We start from the raw sequence: 17,944 nt of genomic DNA on the forward strand, positions 1-17,944 counted from the left end.
GAAGCTGCCACGGCACTTTTGTTAATTCTCAGCCATTTCGCTAATTCTGAGCCATGAACTTTCGTGCCGCCGCGAGGTCCTCCCGCGAGGAGTCGCCATTGCGCGCCATGTCGACGATTTTCGCGTAGTACTGACGTGCCTTCACGGCATCACCCGCTTTCTCGGCGGCGTGAGCGGCGCCGATCGTCGCGCCAAAGCGGTTCGGCTCCTTGCGCATGGTGCTTTCAAACGCGGCCAATGCCTCCGTCGCCATGCCGCGCTCGAGCAGCATGGTCCCGTAAAGCTCGCGAGCCGGGGCAAGCGGTCCCGGCGTCACGATCGATTTTTCGGTCTTGTCTTCGGCGTCGGCGGCAAGGCGCATCGCTTGCAACGCGTCCGCCTGTTTTCCCTGGGCATTGAGCTGCCAGGCTGTGGCGACCTGCCGCTGAATGTCGACGATCTCGGCCCAATACGCATCCTTGTCCTGCTGCAGCTTGTCCCGCAGCTCCGCCAGCTTGGCGATGTCCGCCGTTGCTGCGTCTGCATTGCCGGAGCGCGCGGCGCCAAGGGCGCGGGCGAAATAGGTGATCGCATCGACATAGGCAAACCGGCTCGGCTCAACCTTCAGCGCGGCGGCGCCCTTCCAATCGCCGCGCTCGACCATATAGCGCGCCTGGCTGGCCGCTATCGCGTAGGGACCGGCGCGGACGGCCGGCGCATAACCCGTGGTCGCAACCATGTCCGCGATGACGTCGCGAGCTCGGCTGTCCTGCGCAAGCTGGAGCAGGGCGTAGACCATATAGTCGTCGGCATGCAGCTGCTCGCTGGGGTCCTTGCCCTCCTTGGCAGCCTTGGCGGAACGGCTATTGGCCTCGATGGATTCGTTCCAGTAGCCGACGCGCGTGAAGATGTGCGACGGCATATGCAAAGCGTGCGGCGCCGCCGGCGCGATCTCGGAATAGCGCTTGGCAGCGTCGAGACCTTGCTCGGCGATCGCCGGATAGTCGTAGAGGTGGATCAGGTAATGCGCGACGCCGGGGTGGCGCGGCTGCCGCTTGAAGATCGGCTCCAGGATGGCAGCGCCCTTGAGCTGGTTAGCATAGGTCTTGTCGTTTGGTGAGGCCGTGACATTCAGCGTAATGGCGTAGGCGATCTGCGCCTCGTCATCATCGGGATAGCGCGCGGCGACGGCTTCGGTTGCCTTGAGATAGGCCTGCGCGCGCTGGCCAAACGTCGTCTTTTCGTCGCCCGAATAGAAGGCCAGCAGCGCATCGATATAGTCGCGTTCACGTTCGCTCTTGGCGCCGAGTGCCTTGGCCTTCTGCAGCGCGGCAAGGCCCTCGGTGAGGTTTTCCTTCGGCGCGGGAAAATGCGGATTATACAGCAGGCTCAGGGCAATGCCCCAATAGGCGATCGCGCATTCCGGATCGGCCTGCAACGTCTCCTCGAAAATCTCTTTCGCGGGCCGGTACCAGAACGAGTGCTGATAGCGCATCCCGCGGTCAAAGCGGCGCTGCGCCAATTCGTTGCAGGAGGTCTGGAAGTGAACCTTGCCAAACTGCTCGTCGGTCCCGTCCTCCGCGCGTGCGGCAGGCGTGGCAGAGATCGAGCCCAGGATAGCGAGGGTAAGAAGAGAGACGGTTCTCAAGGCGAGCGCGCGCATCGGCCCCTCCGTTCTATTCAGAAAATTGAGTCGGATGGCGCCGATAAAGTTCGGGGCGCCGAAGTTCGTAATGCTGAAATTGGCGATGGCAATTGCGTTGTTGGAAGGATTTGCCCATTCGCGATGCGAGTCAATAGGAGCGGACAAATTGCATTAGGGAAGCACGCCTGTCAGGCTCCATCCGCGCGTGAGCGAAATCGTAAGGCGGATAGCGAAGCGTAGCCGCCATTTCACCGACGCCGATCTGCCGCCGGAATATTGGCAGACGCTCCTCGACGATCCACGCGCTGAGGCCTGGTCACTGCGGAGGCACGCAGACCTCATACGAAGTGTAGCGCAAGTTTATGAGTACGCGCCTAACTCAACCAGAACTTCGGTGTGGTCGGCTCGAGCCGGCCGCCGACGCGCACCGGCGCGATCCGCAATGCGAGGCCCGTCGTGTCATCCGTCTCCACGGCGACGGCGCTCAGCGTCGCCGTCCCCGCGGCCGGCTCGAAGCGCCCTGAAGGAATCCCCGAGGTGAATCTGCGCAGCGGCTCTTCCTTCTGCATGCCGATGATGGAATCGTAATCGCCGGTCATGCCGGCATCGGTCATGTAGGCGGTGCCGCCTGACAGGATCTGGTGGTCGGCGGTGGGCACGTGGGTGTGTGTGCCGACGACGAGGCTGGCGCGGCCGTCGCAGAAGAAGCCGATGCCCTGCTTCTCGCTGGACGCCTCGCAATGGAAGTCGACGACGATGGCATCGGCCGCGACGCCGAGCGGACAGGCGCCGAGTTCGCGCTCGAGCGCCGCGAAGGGATCGTCGAACGGGGTCATGAAGACACGCCCCAAAGCGTTGACGACGAGCGCATGCTTGCCGTTCTTGGTCTCGATCAGCGCGGCGCCGCGGCCCGGTGTGCCGCGCGGATAGTTCGCCGGCCGCACCAGGCGCTCGGCGCGCTCGATGAAAACCAAGGCTTCACGTTGGTCCCAGGAGTGATTGCCGAGCGTCACCGCATCGGCGCCGGCGTCGAGAAACTCCTGATAGATCGCTTCCGTGATGCCGAAGCCGCCGGCGGCATTCTCGCCGTTGACGACGACCAAATCGAGCGACCAGTCCTTGACCATGCCAGGCAGATGGTCCGCAATCGCCGTGCGTCCGGCGCGGCCGACGACGTCACCCACGAAGAGAATGCGCAACTTCAGAACTCCGGAATTCGAACACGTCCGATTCCGTTAGCACATAATCCAGCGCGACGTCGTGCGATAGTGCCGGAACCGCCTCGATCTCCTGCGCGGCAAAGGCAAGCCCGATCCCGACGATATGCTTGGTTTTGCGCAAATGCGCGAAGGTGAAATCGTAATGCCCAGCACCATAGCCGATGCGGTGGCCGAGACCGTCGAAGGCGGCGAGCGGCGTCAGCATGATGTCGGGGATGACTTCGTTTGCTGCCGGCGACGGCTCGGGAATGCCGAGCGGGCCGAGCATCAGGCGATCGTTCGGATGAAACAGACGGAAGATCAGCGACTGGCCGCGCGCGGTGACGCAAGGCAGCGCCAGCTTTGCGCCTTCCTCGGCGAGCTTTCTCATCAGCGGTAGCGGATCGATCTCGCTGCGGATCGGCGAATAGCCGGAGACGATGCTGCCTGGCAGGAGCTTGAACGGCAGCCCGCGCTTGGCGAGCTTTGCAGCGGCGGTGGTGCGCTTCTTCTCGCTCAGCGCGTCGCGCGCGGCGAGGGCTTTGGCACGGAGTTCGGCTTTGGAGTTGGACATGCGCTTTGGTCCCCCACGTCATCACCCGCGAATGCGGGTGATCCAGTATTCCAGAGGCGGTGATGCTCACACTCGAACGCCGCGGCGTACTGGATGCCCCGCCTTCGCGGGGCATGACACCTACTGAACCGGCCGCAGTAGTTTCGACAGACACGAACCAGAAGCAAATAGTGCGAAGCCGCGTACGCCGTTGAAGCACTCGATCCCGGAGTTCCCTACGAAAGTAGGTGGGCACCATATGTCCGGGCCCACGGGCCCGGCCAGGGACAGTTCCCTAAAGGATCGATAAGGCCCCGGGGATATATGGCTCCTGACGCACGTCGCAGCCTCGCTCGCGCAATCTAACAACGATACTGACGAATCGCCAGCCCGGCGAGAATGCCGGGCTTCGGCGTAATGAGGCGCCCTGCGAGTCTCGGCGGAGGTCCGCTCCCTCCCCCGCCTGCGGGGGAGGGCTGGGGAGAGGGTGTTTCCGCAACGGGACAATCCCCTAGAGGAGAGAGCCTCACCCGGCGCTTTCGCGCCGACCTCTCCCGCAAGCGGGAGAGGTCGAGTCCGCGGCACTATCGAGCACATCGATCGAATCTCTGGCAGCCCCTACCCGATCGCGATGCCGTTGCCGACGGTCCGGTTCAGGATCTGGGTCGACTTCTCGATGCGTTCGGCGGCGGCGTTCAGCGCGTTCACCACCGCGGTCTGCGTCATCCGGGCGCGCTCGACGGCGGCGTTGCGGAAATCCCTGAGTTCGGTCAACTCCTGCTCCAGGGTACGGACGCGGTTGCCGATGTCGACCAGCTCGTCGCACACGGTCAGCGCCGCCATCACGGTGAGGCGTGCATCGCCGATCTCGCCGAATTTTCCGCGCAGCGACTGGATGCGCGTCTCCAGGCTTTCGGCGAGCTTGAGCAGCCGCACCTCCTGGCCCTCCTCGCAGGCCATGCGGTATTGCCGGCCGTTGATGGTGACGTTGATGTGGCTCATCCGTCCTCTCCGGTATCGAGCACCGAACGTATCGTGACGATTGCGGAATCCAGCCGGTCGGAGATCTCGCGATTGGTGCGCTCGAGCTTGCGCGCCTTCACCAGCGCACCGTCGAGTTCGTCGGCAAGGCGCGAGCGGTCGGCGCCGAGCGCCTGAATCCGCGCCGCGAGCTCGTTCTCGTCGCGATCGGCATCGCGCCGCCGCTCCACCGCGCTTTCGAGCGCGTCGAGCGCAGCCGTGAGCCTGCGGGTCGCGATCTCGATCTCGACGGCGGATGACTCCGTCATGGCAGAGCTGTTGGACACGCGATCGTTCATGCAGTCAGCGGCGGAACCTGTGGCCTTTCCCCAGTGGCCTTATTCCTGGGGCTCGCCGTCCGGCAAAAGACTCGGTTCGGCAAGCGGTTAGAAGCAGAAATTTACGTGGCAAGCTAGCCCAGCGCAACGTCGCCGCGAAACTATGCACCGATAAGCAGTTTTTGCGGCCAAACCGGCGTTTGATTGCCTTGGACTCCCGAAACCGAGATGCTATCCAGCCCCAGCTCCCGTGGCCGCTAGGCTCGACCCCGCGCGGCGTGCACGGCCATCAAGCACCTCATTTCAGACGGATTTTCATCATGATGCAGTTCGATGCCACCCGTATGGCGAATACGCAGGTCGATCACACCCGTATGGCCAACGCGATCCGCGGGCTCTCGATGGACGCCGTCGAGAAGGCCAAATCGGGCCATCCGGGCCTGCCGATGGGTGCGGCCGACATCGCCACGGTGCTGTTCACGCAGTTCCTGAAATTCGACGCTGCCGCGCCCGCCTGGCCCGATCGCGACCGCTTCGTGCTCTCGGCCGGCCACGGCTCGATGCTGCTCTATTCGCTGCTGTACCTGACCGGCAATTCCGAGATGACGCTGGACCAGATCAAGCAGTTCCGCCAGGTCGACTCGCTCACGCCTGGCCACCCCGAGAATTTCCGCACCAAGGGCATCGAGACCACCACCGGGCCGCTCGGCCAGGGCATCTCGACCGCAGTCGGCATGGCACTGGCCGAGAAGATGCTCGCCGCCGAGTTCGGCAAGAAGATCGTCGACCACCACACCTATGTGCTCGCCTCCGACGGCGACCTGATGGAAGGCGTGTCGCAGGAAGCGATCGCGATGGCCGGGCACTGGAAGCTCAACAAGCTGATCGTGCTCTACGACGACAACGGCATCTCGATCGACGGCCCGACCTCGCTCGCCGATTCTGTCGACCAGGTGAAACGCTTCAAGTCCGCGGGCTGGGCCGCCGAGAAGATCGACGGCCAAGACAAGGTTGCAATTGCTGATGCCATCACGCGCGCGAAGAAATCGAACAAGCCGACGCTGATCGCCTGCCGCACCACCATCGGTTTCGGCGCGCCGCACAAGGCCGGCACGTCGAAGGTGCATGGCGAGGCGCTAGGGGCCGACGAGCTCAAGGCCGCCAAGGAAAATCTCGGCATCTCGCTCGAGCCGTTCTCCGTGCCTGATGACGTGCTGAAGGCGTGGCGCGCGGCCGGCAGCCGCGGCGCTGTGGCGCGGCAGGAATGGGAAACACGGCTTGGTGAGCTCGGCAGCCGCAAGCGTGCCGAGTTCGAGCGCCGCCTGCGCCATGAGCGTCCGGCCTCGCTCGCGAAGGCGCTGCGCGCGCACAAGAAGGAACTGCTGGAGAAGCCGCTGACGGCGGCGACGCGCAAATCGTCGGAAGCGGCGATCGAGGCGATTGCAGCCGCGATGCCGATGGAATTCCTGGCCGGCTCCGCCGATCTCACCGGCTCCAACAACAACAAGGCGAAGTCGGCGACCGCCTTCTCGGCCAAGACGCCCAAGGGCCGCTTCATCCATTACGGCATCCGCGAGCACGGCATGGCCGCCGCGATGAACGGCATCTTCCTGCACGGCGGCTTCGCGCCGAACGGCGCGACCTTCCTGGTGTTCACCGACTACGCCCGGCCCGCGATGCGCCTTGCCGCGCTGATGGGCTCCGGCGTCGTCTATGTGATGACGCACGATTCCATCGGTCTCGGCGAAGACGGGCCGACCCATCAGCCGGTCGAGCATCTCGCCGCACTTCGCGCCATTCCCAACATGCGCGTGTTCCGTCCCTGCGATGCCATCGAGGTCGCCGAGTGCTGGGAGCTCGCGCTCAACCGCATCGACGGCCCGACCGTGCTGGCGCTGACGCGCCAGAACCTGCCGCAGCTCCGCATCACCGCACCGAACGACAATCCCTGCGCAGCCGGCGCCTATGAGCTGGTCGCAGCCCAGGGCGAAGCCAAGGTGACACTGTTCGCCTCCGGCTCCGAGGTCGAGATCGCGGTCGCCGCCCAAAAGCAGCTCGCCGAGCGCGGCATCGCGTCACGGGTGGTTTCTGTTCCTTCGCTCGAGTTGTTGTTAGCGCAACCAGAGGCGAAACGCGCCGCAATCATCGGTAACGCACCGGTGAAGATTGCGATCGAGGCCGCCGTGCGTTGGGGCTGGGATGCCGTGATCGGCCAGGATGGCGAATTCATCGGCATGCATTCCTTCGGCGAAAGCGGTCCTGCCAAGGAGCTTTACAAGCATTTCGGCATTACTACCGAGGCCACGGTTAACGCTGTGCGGAAGCGCGTTTCCTGAGAGTTGAGCTTGCCGCAAAAAAGGACTACGTAATCTCTCATATGATCACGCACCGCCCGGCCGAACCGGGCGCCCGCCCCTAAAAAACCCTCGCAGGCGCGCAAAGCGCGTTGTGCGGGATGACAACGGTCATTGAAGGAGACGAAACATGGCAGTCCGCGTCGCAATTAACGGTTTTGGTCGCATCGGCCGCAATGTGCTGCGGGCTATCGCCGAGTCAGGCCGCAAGGACATCGTGGTCGTCGGCATCAACGATCTCGGCCCGGTCGAGACCAACGCCCATCTGCTCCGTTTCGATAGCGTCCATGGCCGTTTCCCCGGCACCGTCACCGTCGATGGTGACTCGATCAGCCTCGGCAACGGCAAGATCAAGGTGACCGCCGAGCGCGATCCCTCGAAGCTGCCGTGGAAGGATCTCGGCGTCGATGTCGCGCTGGAATGCACCGGCATCTTCACCTCGAAGGACAAGGCCTCCGCGCATCTGACCGCCGGCGCCAAGCGCGTGCTGGTCTCCGCGCCCGCCGACGGCGCCGATGCAACCATCGTCTACGGCGTCAACCACGACACGCTGACCAAGGATCATCTGGTCGTCTCCAACGGCTCCTGCACCACCAACTGCCTCGCGCCGGTCGCCAAGGTGCTGAACGATCTCGTCGGCATCGAGACCGGCTTCATGACCACGATCCATGCCTATACCGGCGACCAGCCGACGCTGGACACGCTGCACAAGGATCTCTACCGCGGCCGTGCGGCTGCGATGTCGATGATCCCGACCTCGACCGGCGCCGCCAAGGCGATCGGCCTCGTGCTGCCCGAGCTGAAAGGCAAGCTCGACGGCGTCGCGATCCGCGTGCCGACGCCGAACGTCTCGGTCGTCGACCTCAAGATCGTCGCCAAGCGCGCCACCGACGCCAAGGAGGTCAACGCGGCGATGAAGCGCGCCTCCGAGCAGCAGCTCAAGGGCATCCTCGGCTACACCAGCGCGCCGAACGTCTCGATCGACTTCAACCACGATCCGCACTCCTCGACCTTCCACGAGGACCAGACCAAGGTGCAGAACGGCACGCTGGTGCGCGTGATGTCCTGGTACGACAACGAGTGGGGCTTCTCGAACCGCATGGCGGACACCGCCGTCGCGATCGCGAAGGTGATCTAAGGGGAGCGCAATGCTTCCTGCCTGGATTGGCATCCCTGGCGCCATATTGCTGATCACGTTGATCGCGTACGGTGTGCGTCAGGGAAGCAAGATAACGACCAGGCAGGAAGGCGATCCACCCGAGCGCGATGCGCCATAGCGTCGCCAGCTAACGAGTGATTCAGGACATGGCCAAATTCCGCACCCTCGACGACGTCGATGTGAAGGGCAAACGCGTATTGCTGCGCGTCGACCTCAACGTACCCATGGAGAATGGGCGCGTCAGCGACGCAACGCGGCTCGAGCGCGTCGCACCGACCATCAGCGAGATCTCCGACAAGGGCGGCAAGGTCATCCTGCTCGCACATTTCGGCCGGCCGAAGGGCCGCGATGCCAAGGACTCGCTCAAGCCCGTCGCGGAAGCGCTGTCCAAGGTCGTGAAAAAGCCCGTTGCGTTCGCGGACGATTGCATCGGCGAGCCTGCGGCCACAGCCGTCGCCAGCTTGAAGGACGGCGATATCCTCTGCCTGGAAAACACCCGCTTCCACAAGGAAGAGGAAAAGAACGATCCCGCCTTCGTCGCGGAGCTGGCAAAGCTCGGCGACATCTGGGTCAATGACGCCTTCTCGGCCGCGCATCGTGCCCACGCTTCGACCGAGGGCCTCGGCCACAAGCTGCCGGCCTATGCCGGCCGCACCATGCAGGCCGAGCTCGACGCGCTGGAGAAGGCGCTGGGCTCGCCGACCAAACCGGTCATCGCGATCATCGGCGGCGCAAAAGTCTCGACCAAGATCGATCTGCTCGAAAACCTCGTGAACAAGGTCGACGCGCTCGTGATCGGCGGCGGCATGGCCAACACCTTCCTGCACGCCCAGGGCGTCGCGGTCGGCAAGTCGCTGGCCGAGAAGGATCTCGCCGCCACCGCGCTGCGCATCATGGAGAAGGCAAGCGCCGCCAACTGCGCGATCATCCTCCCCGTGGACGCCACCGTCGCCTATCATTTCGCCGCCAACGCGCCCTCGCACGCCTATGGGCTCGACGCGATCCCCGCCGACGGCATGATCCTCGACGTCGGCCCGCAATCGGTGGCGCGCGTCCACGCCGCGATCGACGATGCCGCAACGCTGGTCTGGAACGGACCGCTGGGCGCCTTTGAAATGCAGCCGTTCGACCGCGGCACGGTCGCGGCCGCCAGGCACGCCGCCGAGCGCACCAAGGACAAGAAGCTGATCTCGATCGCCGGCGGCGGCGACACCGTCGCCGCGCTCAACCAGGCCGGCGTCGCCGGCAGTTTCACCTATGTCTCGACCGCCGGTGGCGCGTTCCTTGAATGGATGGAAGGCAAGCCCTTGCCCGGCGTCGAGGTGCTGCGCGTCAGTTAAGCTTAAGTCGGCAAACATTGAGCGGCCTTGCAGGCCCAAACGGGAGAAAAAGACAGATGGCTCGGATCACGTTACGTCAATTGCTCGACCACGCGGCGGAGAACGATTACGGCGTACCGGCCTTCAATATCAACAACATGGAGCAGGCGCTGGCGATCATGGACGCGGCCAACCAGGTCGACGCGCCCGTCATCATCCAGGCCTCGCGCGGTGCGCGCTCCTACGCCAACGACGTCATGCTCAAGCACATGATGGACGCGGTGACCGAGATCTATCCGCACATTCCGGTCTGCGTGCATCTCGACCACGGCAACGAGCCGGCGACCTGCATGACCGCGATCCAGTCCGGCTTCACCTCGGTGATGATGGACGGCTCGCTCAAGGCCGACGGCAAGACCCCCGGCGACTGGGGCTACAATGTCGGCGTCACCAAGACCGTGACCGACATGGCCCATCTCGGCGGCATCTCGGTGGAAGGCGAACTCGGCGTGCTCGGCTCGCTCGAGACCGGCATGGGCGACAAGGAAGACGGCCACGGTGCCGAAGGCAAGCTCAGCCACGACCAGCTGCTGACCAATCCGGACGAGGCCGTGAAGTTCGTGCAGGAGACCAAGGTCGACGCGCTCGCGATCGCGATGGGGACTTCTCACGGTGCTTACAAATTTACCCGCAAGCCCGACGGCGACATCCTCGCCATGAACGTGATCGAGGAGATCCACCGCAAGCTGCCGAACACGCATCTCGTGATGCATGGTTCGTCCTCGGTGCCGCAGGACCTCCAGGACATCATCAATGCCTATGGCGGCAAGATGAAGCCGACCTGGGGCGTCCCGGTCGCCGAGATCCAGCGCGGCATCAAGAACGGCGTGCGCAAGATCAACATCGACACCGACAACCGCATGGCGATGACCGGCCAGATCCGGAAAGTGCTCAAGGACAATCCGGAAGAGTTCGATCCGCGCAAGTACCTGAAGCCCGCAATGGAAGCGATGACCAAGCTGTGCAAGCAGCGGCTCCAGGAGTTCAATACCGCCGGCCAGGCCTCGAAGATCAAGAAGGTCCTGACCACCGCCGAAATGGCCAAGCGCTACGCCAAGGGCGAGCTCGACCCCCGCGTCGCATAGCGATCGCGGTGGCGTGATCTATCCCTCCCTCTCCCCGTTCTTACGGGGGGAGGGTCGGGGTGAGGGGCTCTCTCCGCGAGTCGTACCCTATCGATAGACCTGTACCCCCTCACCCGGATTTTACGCGTAGCGTAAAATCCGACCTCTCCCCGCAAGCGGGGCGAGGTTAAGGGTCGCCCGACCCCGGCCACCATTTCACCCGACGACCTCCCGCCCCCCTTTACCCTGCGACGAACGTTAACTCGGCAATTGCCCGAGAACGGTCTATTTTCACGGGCAAGGGCAGAATCGTTTTGGGAGGACCTCTCGATGAATCTGACTGAGCTCAACAGGATCGCGACCGCCATGGTCGCGCCCGGCAAGGGCATCCTTGCCGCCGACGAATCCTCCGGCACCATCAAGAAGCGTTTTGACGCGATCGGTGTCGAATCGACCGAAGCGAACCGCCGCGATTATCGCGAGATGCTGTTCCGCTCCAAGGAGGCCATGAGCCAGTACATCTCCGGGGTGATCCTCTACGACGAGACGATCTGGCAGGATGCCAAGGACGGCACGCCACTGATCAGGCTGATCGAGGAGAGCGGCGCCATCCCCGGCATCAAGGTCGACGAAGGCACCCAAGCCCTGCCGATGTGCCCGGGCGAGCTTGTGACCGTCGGCCTCGACAAGCTCGCCGAGCGGCTGAAGAAATATTACGAGCGCGGCGCGCGCTTCGCCAAATGGCGTGCGGTGATCGACATCGGCAGCGGCATTCCCTCGATGACGGCGATCAGCGTCAACGCCCATGCGCTGGCGCGCTATGCCGCGCTGTGCCAAGCCGCGCAGATCGTGCCGATCGTCGAGCCCGAGGTGCTGATGGATGGTGATCACGACATCGAGCGCTGCTATGAGGTGACGCAACGCGTCCTCAACAAGACGTTCCAGGAATTGCGCGAGCAGCGCGTCGCGCTCGAAGGCATGGTGCTGAAGCCGAACATGGCGATCTCAGGCAAGAAGTGCGCGAAGCAGGCTTCCGTCGAGGAAGTCGCGGAGAAGACAATCCGGCTGCTGAAGGCCTGCGTGCCGGCGGCGGTGCCGGGCATCGCCTTCCTTTCCGGCGGCCAGTCCGACGAGGAGGCGACCGCGCATCTCAACGCCATGCACAAGCTCGGCCCGCTGCCCTGGGGCCTGACCTTCTCCTATGGCCGCGCGCTGCAAGCCGCGCCGCAAAAGGCCTGGTCCGGCAAGGCCGAGAACGTCGCGGCCGGACAGCGTGCCTTCAGCCACCGCGCGCGGATGAACGGCCTCGCGTCCAGGGGCGAATGGCAGAGCAGCCTGGAAAAGAAAGCAGCCTAGACCTTGTCGAACAAACCGCCTCCGCCGCGCCCGGCGCCGCGTCTCTATCTCGCGACGCCTGTTGTCGATGACCCCGCTTCTCTTGTGGCCGAGCTGCCTGCGCTGCTCGCCTCCGCCGATGTTGCGGCCGTGCTGCTGCGGCTGAAGGAGACCGACCAGCGCACGATGATCTCGCGCATCAAGGCCTTCGCGCCGCCGGTGCAGAAGGCGGGCGCCGCGCTGCTGATCGACGGCCATGCCGAACTGGTGGCGCGCGGCGGCGCCGATGGTGCGCACCTCACGGGCCTTGCCGCGCTGGAAGAGGCGGCGCCCTCGCTCAAGCCGGATCGCATTGCCGGCGTCGGCGGGCTCGCCACGCGCCACGATTCCATGAGCGCGGGCGAGATGGGCGCCGACTACGTGCTGTTCGGCGAGCCCGACGCCAACGGCCAGCGGCCGTCGTCGCAGGCGATCGCCGAGCGGCTGGACTGGTGGGCTGAGCTGTTCGAGCCGCCCTGCGTCGGCTTTGCCACCTCGCTCGAGGAGGCCTACGATTTCGCCGCCAGCGGTGCCGATTTCGTGCTGGCCGGCGAGTTCATCTGGGCCGATCCGCGCGGGCCCAAGGCCGCGCTGGTCGAGGCCGATGCTGCAATCAAGAAGGCCCATGCGACGGCGCCGGCTGGCCAGGAGCACGGCTAGCGCCCGACATGAAGCTCCCGCGCATCACCATTTTGGCCACGCTGCTGCTCACAGTGCCCGCGGCCGCGCAGCTCCAGATCACCCCGCCGGCCACAACGCCGAGCCCGCCCGCCGAGAAGCCGAAGCCCAAGCCGCACGCGCTCACCAACAAGAAGGAGGCCGCACCGGCGCCGAAGCCTTCGGCTTCGCCCAAGCCGGCCCCCTCCTCCAAGCCGGCCCCGGCCGCGACCGTGATCCCCGCGCCGCCGACCGACAATTCCAACGTCGATCTGGTGTTCGGCGCCTATCAGCGCGGCCAGTACAAGACGGCGTTCGAGCTCGCCACCGCCCGCGCGCAAGGAGGCGATCCCAAGGCGATGACCATGCTCGGCGAGCTCTATTCCAACGCCATGGGCATCCGCCGCGACTACGCCAAGGCACAGGAATGGTACAAGCGCGCTGCGGATGCCGGCGACCGCGAGGCGATGTTCGCGCTCGCCATGCTGCGCATGTCCGGCCGCGGCGGCCCGGTCGACAAGGGCGAAGCGGTGAAGCTGATGGCCTCTGCCGCCAAGCTGGGCGAGCCCAAGGCGGCCTATAACCTCGCTCTGCTTTACCTGGACGGCCAGACCCTGCCGCAGGACGTCAAGCGATCCGCCGAGCTGCTGCGCCAGGCCGCCGATGGCGGCCTGCCCGAGGCGCAATACGCGCTCGCGACCTTTTACAAGGAGGGCACCGGTGTGCCGAAGGACCCGGAACGCGCGGTGCGGCTGCTCCAGGCCGCGACGCTGGCCGACAATGTCGATGCCGAGGTCGAATACGCCATCGCGCTGTTCAACGGCACCGGCACGCCGAAGAACCAGCCGGCCGCTGTGGCGCTGCTCCGCAAGGCATCGCGCCAGGGCAGCGCGATCGCGCAGAACCGGCTGGCCTGGGTGCTGATCAACGGCATGGGCACGGCCGTGGACAAGGTCGAGGGCTTCAAATGGCACCTGGTGGCCAAGACCGCCGGCAAGGGCGACCCGGAGCTCGACAAGCAATTGTCCGATCTGCCGGCCGAGGACCGGGCCAAGGCGGAAGCCGCCGCAAAGAAATGGCTCGGGACCAAATGACTTGACCTTGGCGCCCTCGCAGGGCACCCCATCCCTCAAACAGGCGCGATTTCGCGCCATTTCCCCCGATCAAGACCAGAGCTCATGCTGTACTCCGCAACTATCAATGTCATGGTCAAGGCCGCGCGCCGCGCCGGCCGCAGCCTCAAGCGCGATCTCGGCGAGATCGAGCATCTCCAGGTCTCGCTGAAGGGCCCGGCGAATTTCGTCTCGCTCGCCGACAAGCGCGCCGAGGAGATCCTCTACCAGGACCTCGCCAAGGCCCGGCCTGGCTACGGCTTCATCGGCGAAGAGGGCGGCACCCGCGAAGGCAGCGACAAGAGCCACACCTGGATCGTCGATCCCCTGGACGGCACCACCAACTTCCTGCACGGCATCCCACAATTCGCGATCTCGATCGGCCTCGCACGCGAGGGCACCGTGATCGCGGGCGTGATCTACAATCCCGCCAATGACGAGCTCTACATCGCCGAGCGCGGCAAGGGCGCCTTCCTCAACGACCAGCGGCTGCGCGTGGCCGGCCGTCGCCAGCTCAACGAATGCGTGGTGGGCTGCGGCCTGCCCCATATCGGCCGCGGCGACCACGAGGAATTCCGCCGCGAGATGACCGCGATCCAGGACCGCGTCGCGGGCCTGCGCCGCTTCGGCGCCGCCTCGCTCGACCTCGCCTTCGTCGCCGCCGGCCGTCTCGACGGCTATTGGGAACGGAATCTCTCGCCCTGGGACATCGCGGCCGGCCAGATCATGGTGAAGGAAGCCGGCGGCACCGTGAGCGACATCGACACGCCCGGCGATGCGCTGACGAAGGGGCACGTGGTGTGCGGCAACGAGTTCGTGCACGGAGAGCTGGTGAAGATTTTGCGGAAGGCGGCGTAAGGCGGAAGCTCGCGCTCCGCATTCCGCTGTCATCACCCGCCTTGTGCGCAATTGCGCACTGGAGCGGGTGATCCAGTATTCCAGAGACATCAGTTGGATACGGAGATGCCGCGGCGTACTGGATGCCCCGCCTGCGCGGGGCATGACAGTGTGCCTACGGCTTCACCGGCGCCGGTGGCCCGTAGGCCTCGTCTTCCTTCGCCATCTTCGGCTCCCGATCCCCGCCCAGCACGCGCTGCACCGAGACGAAGAACACCGGCACCATCAAGAGCGCCAGGATCACCACCGCGATCATGCCGCCCATCACGACGCTGCCGAGCGCTTGCTGGCTGGCGCCGCCGGCGCCGTGGGCGATCGCCATCGGCAGCACGCCGCAGATGAAGGCAAGGCCGGTCATCAGGATCGGGCGGAAGCGCAGGCGACAGGCCTCGATGGTGGCTTCCACCAGCGGCTTGCCCTCCTTGCGCAGATCTTTCGCGAACTCGATGATCAGGATCGCGTCCTTTGCCGCGAGGCCGATGATGGTGATCAGGCCGACGGTGAAATAGACGTCGTTAGGCAGGCCCCGCAGCATCGCCGCGCTCACTGCTCCGACGATGCCGAGCGGCACGGTCAGCAGCACCGCGAGCGGAATGGTCCAGCTTTCATAGAGTGCGGCAAGGCACAGGAACACCACGAACACCGACAGCGCCAGCAGGAACGGCGCCTGCGAGCCCGAGAGCTTCTCCTGGAGCGACTGTCCCGTCCATTCATAGCCGAAGCCGCGCGGCAATTTGCCGGCGAGCCGCTCCATCTCGGCGATCGCGTCGCCCGAGGTGAAGCCGGGTTTCGCTTCGCCGGAGATGCGCACCGCCGGATAGTAGTTGAAGCCGGCGATCTGGGTCGGCCCGCGCGCCCATTCCACAGTTGCAAAGGACGAGAACGGCACCAGCTGGCCGCGGCTGTTCTTGACGTTGTAGTTGAGGATGTCCTCGGTCCGCATGCGGTCGCGGCTATCTGCCTGCACCACGACGCGCTGCATGCGGCCGCGGTTCGGGAAGTCGTTGATGTAGTTCGAGCCGAGATTGGTCGAGATCGTGTTGTTGATGTCCTCGAAGGTGACGCCGAACGCGCCGGCCTTCTCGCGGTCGATCACGAGATTGACCACGCCGGCCTCGGGCAGGCCTTCGATATAGACCTTCTGCAGCACCGGGCTCGCATTGGCCTCCGCGATCAGCTGATCAGCGGCGCGCATGAGCGCCGTATAGCCCTTCTGGCCACGATCCTGGAGTCGGAATGAGAAGCCCGAGGAATTGCCGAGATTGTCGATCGGCGGCGGCTGGAGGGCTGAGATCTTGGCATCGCGGATCGAGGACAGATCGCGGTTGATGTCGTTGACGATCGCCGCGGCGGAATCCTTCGGGCCACGCTCCGACCAGTCCTTCAAGGTGATGAAGGCCTGCGCGGTGTTCATGCCCTGGCCGGAGAAGCTGAAGCCGGTGAGGAAAGTGACGTTGTCGACACCGGGCCGCTGCGCCAGATATTTTTCCACCTTCTCGATCACGGCCTCGGTGCGGGCATAGGACGAATCCGACGGCGTCTGCACGTCGGTGGTGACGAAGCCCTGGTCGTCGACGGGCAGGAAGCCGCCAGGCAGGTTGACGAAGGCCCAGGACAGACCGGCCAGCAGCGCGACATAGACCAGCATCAGGCGGCCGGTGCGCTTCAGCGAGAAGCCGACGGTGCGGGAATAGCCCTCCTTGCCGCCTTCGAGCACGCGGTTGAACCAGCCGAACACGCCCTTCCTGGCGTGACCGTGACCGGCGGCGACAGGCTTGAGCAGGGTCGCGCACAGCGCCGGCGTCAGCGACAGCGCCAGGAAGGCGGAGAAGCCGATCGCTGCGACCATGGTCACGGAGAACTGGCGGTAGATGATGCCGACCGAACCCGGGAAGAACGCCATCGGCACGAACACCGCCATCAGCACCAAGGTGATGCCGATGATGGCGCCGGTGATCTGCGACATCGCCTTGCGCGTCGCTTCCTTCGGCGGCAGGCCTTCCTCGGCCATGATGCGCTCGACGTTCTCGACCACGACGATGGCGTCGTCGACGAGGATGCCGACCGCGAGCACCATGCCGAACATCGAGAGCATGTTGATGGAGTAGCCGGCGAGCAGCAGCGTGGAACAGGCCCCTAACAGCGCCACCGGCACCACGATGGTCGGAATGATGGTGTAGCGGATGTTCTGGAGGAACAAGAACATCACCACGAACACCAGCACCACGGCCTCGACCAACGTCGACAGCACCTTCTTGATCGAGGCCTCGACCACGGGCGTGATGTTGTAGGGGATCTCGTAAGTGATGTTGGCCGGGAAGAAGCGCGACAGCTCCTTCATCTTCTCTTCGACGGCACTCGCGGTCGCCAGCGCATTGCCGGTCGGCGACATCAGCACGGAAAGACCGGCGGTCGGCTTGCCGTCGAGGCGCGTGTTGAACTGGTAGCTGAGGCCGCCGACCTCGATGCGCGCGACGTCGTGCAGGCGCACGGTCGAACCGTCGGCGTTGGCGCGCAAGATGATGGCGCCGAATTCGTCCGGGGACGAGAGCTGGCCCTTGACCAGCACCAGCGAGGAGGTGCGCTGGCTCGACGTCGACGGCTCGGCGCCGATGCTGCCCGAGGCGACCTGCGCGTTCTGCGCGGCGATGGCCTTGTTGACGTCGTCGGCGGTCAGCCCATAGCCGACCAGTTTGGCTGGATCGACCCAGACGCGCAAGCTGCGCTCGGTCGAGTAGAGCGTGGCGCGGCCGACGCCGGGAATGCGGCGGATCTCGCCGAGCACGTTGCGGATCATGAAATCGCCGAGGCCGACCTCATCGAGGCTGCCGTCGGTCGAGTTCAGCGTGATGATCTGAAGCACCGCGCTGGAGGCTTCCTCGATCAGGATGCCCTGCTGCATCACCGCGCGCGGCAGGCGCGCCTCGACGCGCTTGATGCGGTTCTGCACCTCGACCGAGGCGGCGCTGGTATCGGTGCCCGGCTGGAAGTTGGCGATGATCTCGACCTGGCCGAGCGAATCGCTGGTCGATTCGAAATTGAGGATGCCGGAGGCGCCGTTGAGCTCCTCCTCGATCAGCCGCGTGACACTGTTGTAGAGGTTCTCCGGCGAGGCGCCGGGATAGCTGGTCGAGACCGAGATCGAGGGCGGCGCGATGATCGGATATTGCGCGATCGGCAGCAGCGGAACCGCAATCGCACCGATCAAGCAGATGAATAGCGCGACCACCCAGGCGAAGATCGGCCTGTCGATGAAGAAACTCGGCATGGCGCG

At 65.0% G+C, this 17,944-nt stretch carries 14 protein-coding genes and 1 other RNA gene; 8 read left to right on the forward strand and 7 right to left on the reverse strand.

All coding sequences use genetic code 11. The annotated features are described in order from the left end of the window. Positions 1 to 40: 40 nt before the first annotated feature. The 6 genes from ACNJX8_RS37220 to ACNJX8_RS37245 all read right to left on the reverse strand — a co-directional run bounded on the left by ACNJX8_RS37220 (position 41) and on the right by ACNJX8_RS37245 (position 4,695). Positions 41 to 1,642 (reverse strand): hypothetical protein, encoded by a 1,602-nt coding sequence (locus ACNJX8_RS37220; RefSeq protein WP_439358709.1) that lies wholly within the window; start codon positions 1,640 to 1,642, stop codon positions 41 to 43. Between the two features lie 356 nt (positions 1,643 to 1,998). Continuing rightward, positions 1,999 to 2,823 carry a TIGR00282 family metallophosphoesterase gene (locus ACNJX8_RS37225; RefSeq protein ID WP_164939407.1) on the reverse strand — a complete coding sequence of 275 codons (825 nt, stop codon included), beginning with the start codon at positions 2,821 to 2,823 and terminating at the stop codon, positions 1,999 to 2,001. Next, entirely contained in the window at positions 2,801 to 3,397 is a 597-nt protein-coding gene (locus tag ACNJX8_RS37230) for a 5-formyltetrahydrofolate cyclo-ligase (protein ID WP_439358710.1), read from the reverse strand. Before ACNJX8_RS37230 ends, ACNJX8_RS37225 begins: the two co-directional genes overlap by 23 nt. 171 nt (positions 3,398 to 3,568) lie before the next feature. Then, positions 3,569 to 3,729, reverse strand: a non-coding RNA gene (ssrS, locus tag ACNJX8_RS37235) — 6S RNA. A 265-nt stretch (positions 3,730 to 3,994) separates the two neighbouring features. Next, positions 3,995 to 4,378 (reverse strand): cell division protein ZapA, encoded by a 384-nt coding sequence (locus tag ACNJX8_RS37240; RefSeq protein WP_091881461.1) that lies wholly within the window; start codon positions 4,376 to 4,378, stop codon positions 3,995 to 3,997. After that, positions 4,375 to 4,695, reverse strand: a complete 321-nt coding sequence (locus ACNJX8_RS37245) for a DUF4164 domain-containing protein (protein WP_014439722.1) — start codon at positions 4,693 to 4,695, stop codon at positions 4,375 to 4,377. Before ACNJX8_RS37245 ends, ACNJX8_RS37240 begins: the two co-directional genes overlap by 4 nt. Before the next feature lie 299 nt (positions 4,696 to 4,994). Here ACNJX8_RS37245 and tkt point away from each other — a divergent pair, with 299 nt between their 5' ends. From tkt to ACNJX8_RS37285, 8 genes are all read left to right on the forward strand, one after another. Beyond that, positions 4,995 to 7,010 (forward strand): transketolase, encoded by a 2,016-nt coding sequence (gene tkt / locus ACNJX8_RS37250; RefSeq protein ID WP_439358711.1) that lies wholly within the window; start codon positions 4,995 to 4,997, stop codon positions 7,008 to 7,010. A 148-nt stretch (positions 7,011 to 7,158) separates the two neighbouring features. Continuing rightward, positions 7,159 to 8,166, forward strand: a complete 1,008-nt coding sequence (gene gap / locus ACNJX8_RS37255; protein ID WP_128936571.1) for a type I glyceraldehyde-3-phosphate dehydrogenase — start codon at positions 7,159 to 7,161, stop codon at positions 8,164 to 8,166. Positions 8,167 to 8,333: 167 nt separating this feature from the next. Continuing rightward, the gene (locus tag ACNJX8_RS37260) at positions 8,334 to 9,527 is read left to right on the forward strand and encodes a phosphoglycerate kinase (protein ID WP_439358712.1); all 1,194 of its coding nucleotides are present in this window, start codon (positions 8,334 to 8,336) and stop codon (positions 9,525 to 9,527) included. A 56-nt stretch (positions 9,528 to 9,583) separates the two neighbouring features. Continuing rightward, entirely contained in the window at positions 9,584 to 10,651 is a 1,068-nt protein-coding gene (fba, locus tag ACNJX8_RS37265; protein ID WP_128936573.1) for a class II fructose-bisphosphate aldolase, read from the forward strand. A gap of 309 nt (positions 10,652 to 10,960) precedes the next feature. Next, positions 10,961 to 11,986 carry a class I fructose-bisphosphate aldolase gene (locus tag ACNJX8_RS37270; RefSeq protein WP_439358713.1) on the forward strand — a complete coding sequence of 342 codons (1,026 nt, stop codon included), beginning with the start codon at positions 10,961 to 10,963 and terminating at the stop codon, positions 11,984 to 11,986. A 3-nt stretch (positions 11,987 to 11,989) separates the two neighbouring features. Beyond that, on the forward strand, positions 11,990 to 12,664 hold the full coding sequence (locus ACNJX8_RS37275) for a thiamine phosphate synthase (protein WP_128955506.1): 675 nt from the start codon (positions 11,990 to 11,992) through the stop codon (positions 12,662 to 12,664). An 8-nt stretch (positions 12,665 to 12,672) separates the two neighbouring features. After that, positions 12,673 to 13,755 (forward strand): HcpA family protein, encoded by a 1,083-nt coding sequence (locus ACNJX8_RS37280; protein WP_439358714.1) that lies wholly within the window; start codon positions 12,673 to 12,675, stop codon positions 13,753 to 13,755. An 84-nt stretch (positions 13,756 to 13,839) separates the two neighbouring features. Then, positions 13,840 to 14,631 (forward strand): inositol monophosphatase family protein, encoded by a 792-nt coding sequence (locus ACNJX8_RS37285; protein WP_128936577.1) that lies wholly within the window; start codon positions 13,840 to 13,842, stop codon positions 14,629 to 14,631. A 154-nt stretch (positions 14,632 to 14,785) separates the two neighbouring features. Here ACNJX8_RS37285 and ACNJX8_RS37290 read toward each other — a convergent pair whose 3' ends face one another. Next, positions 14,786 to 17,938 (reverse strand): multidrug efflux RND transporter permease subunit, encoded by a 3,153-nt coding sequence (locus tag ACNJX8_RS37290; protein WP_439358715.1) that lies wholly within the window; start codon positions 17,936 to 17,938, stop codon positions 14,786 to 14,788. Positions 17,939 to 17,944 lie beyond the last annotated feature (6 nt).

The sequence above is a fragment of the Bradyrhizobium sp. SPXBL-04 genome (assembly GCF_051853035.1).
Taxonomy (GTDB): Bacteria; Pseudomonadota; Alphaproteobacteria; order Rhizobiales; family Xanthobacteraceae; genus Bradyrhizobium; species Bradyrhizobium zhanjiangense.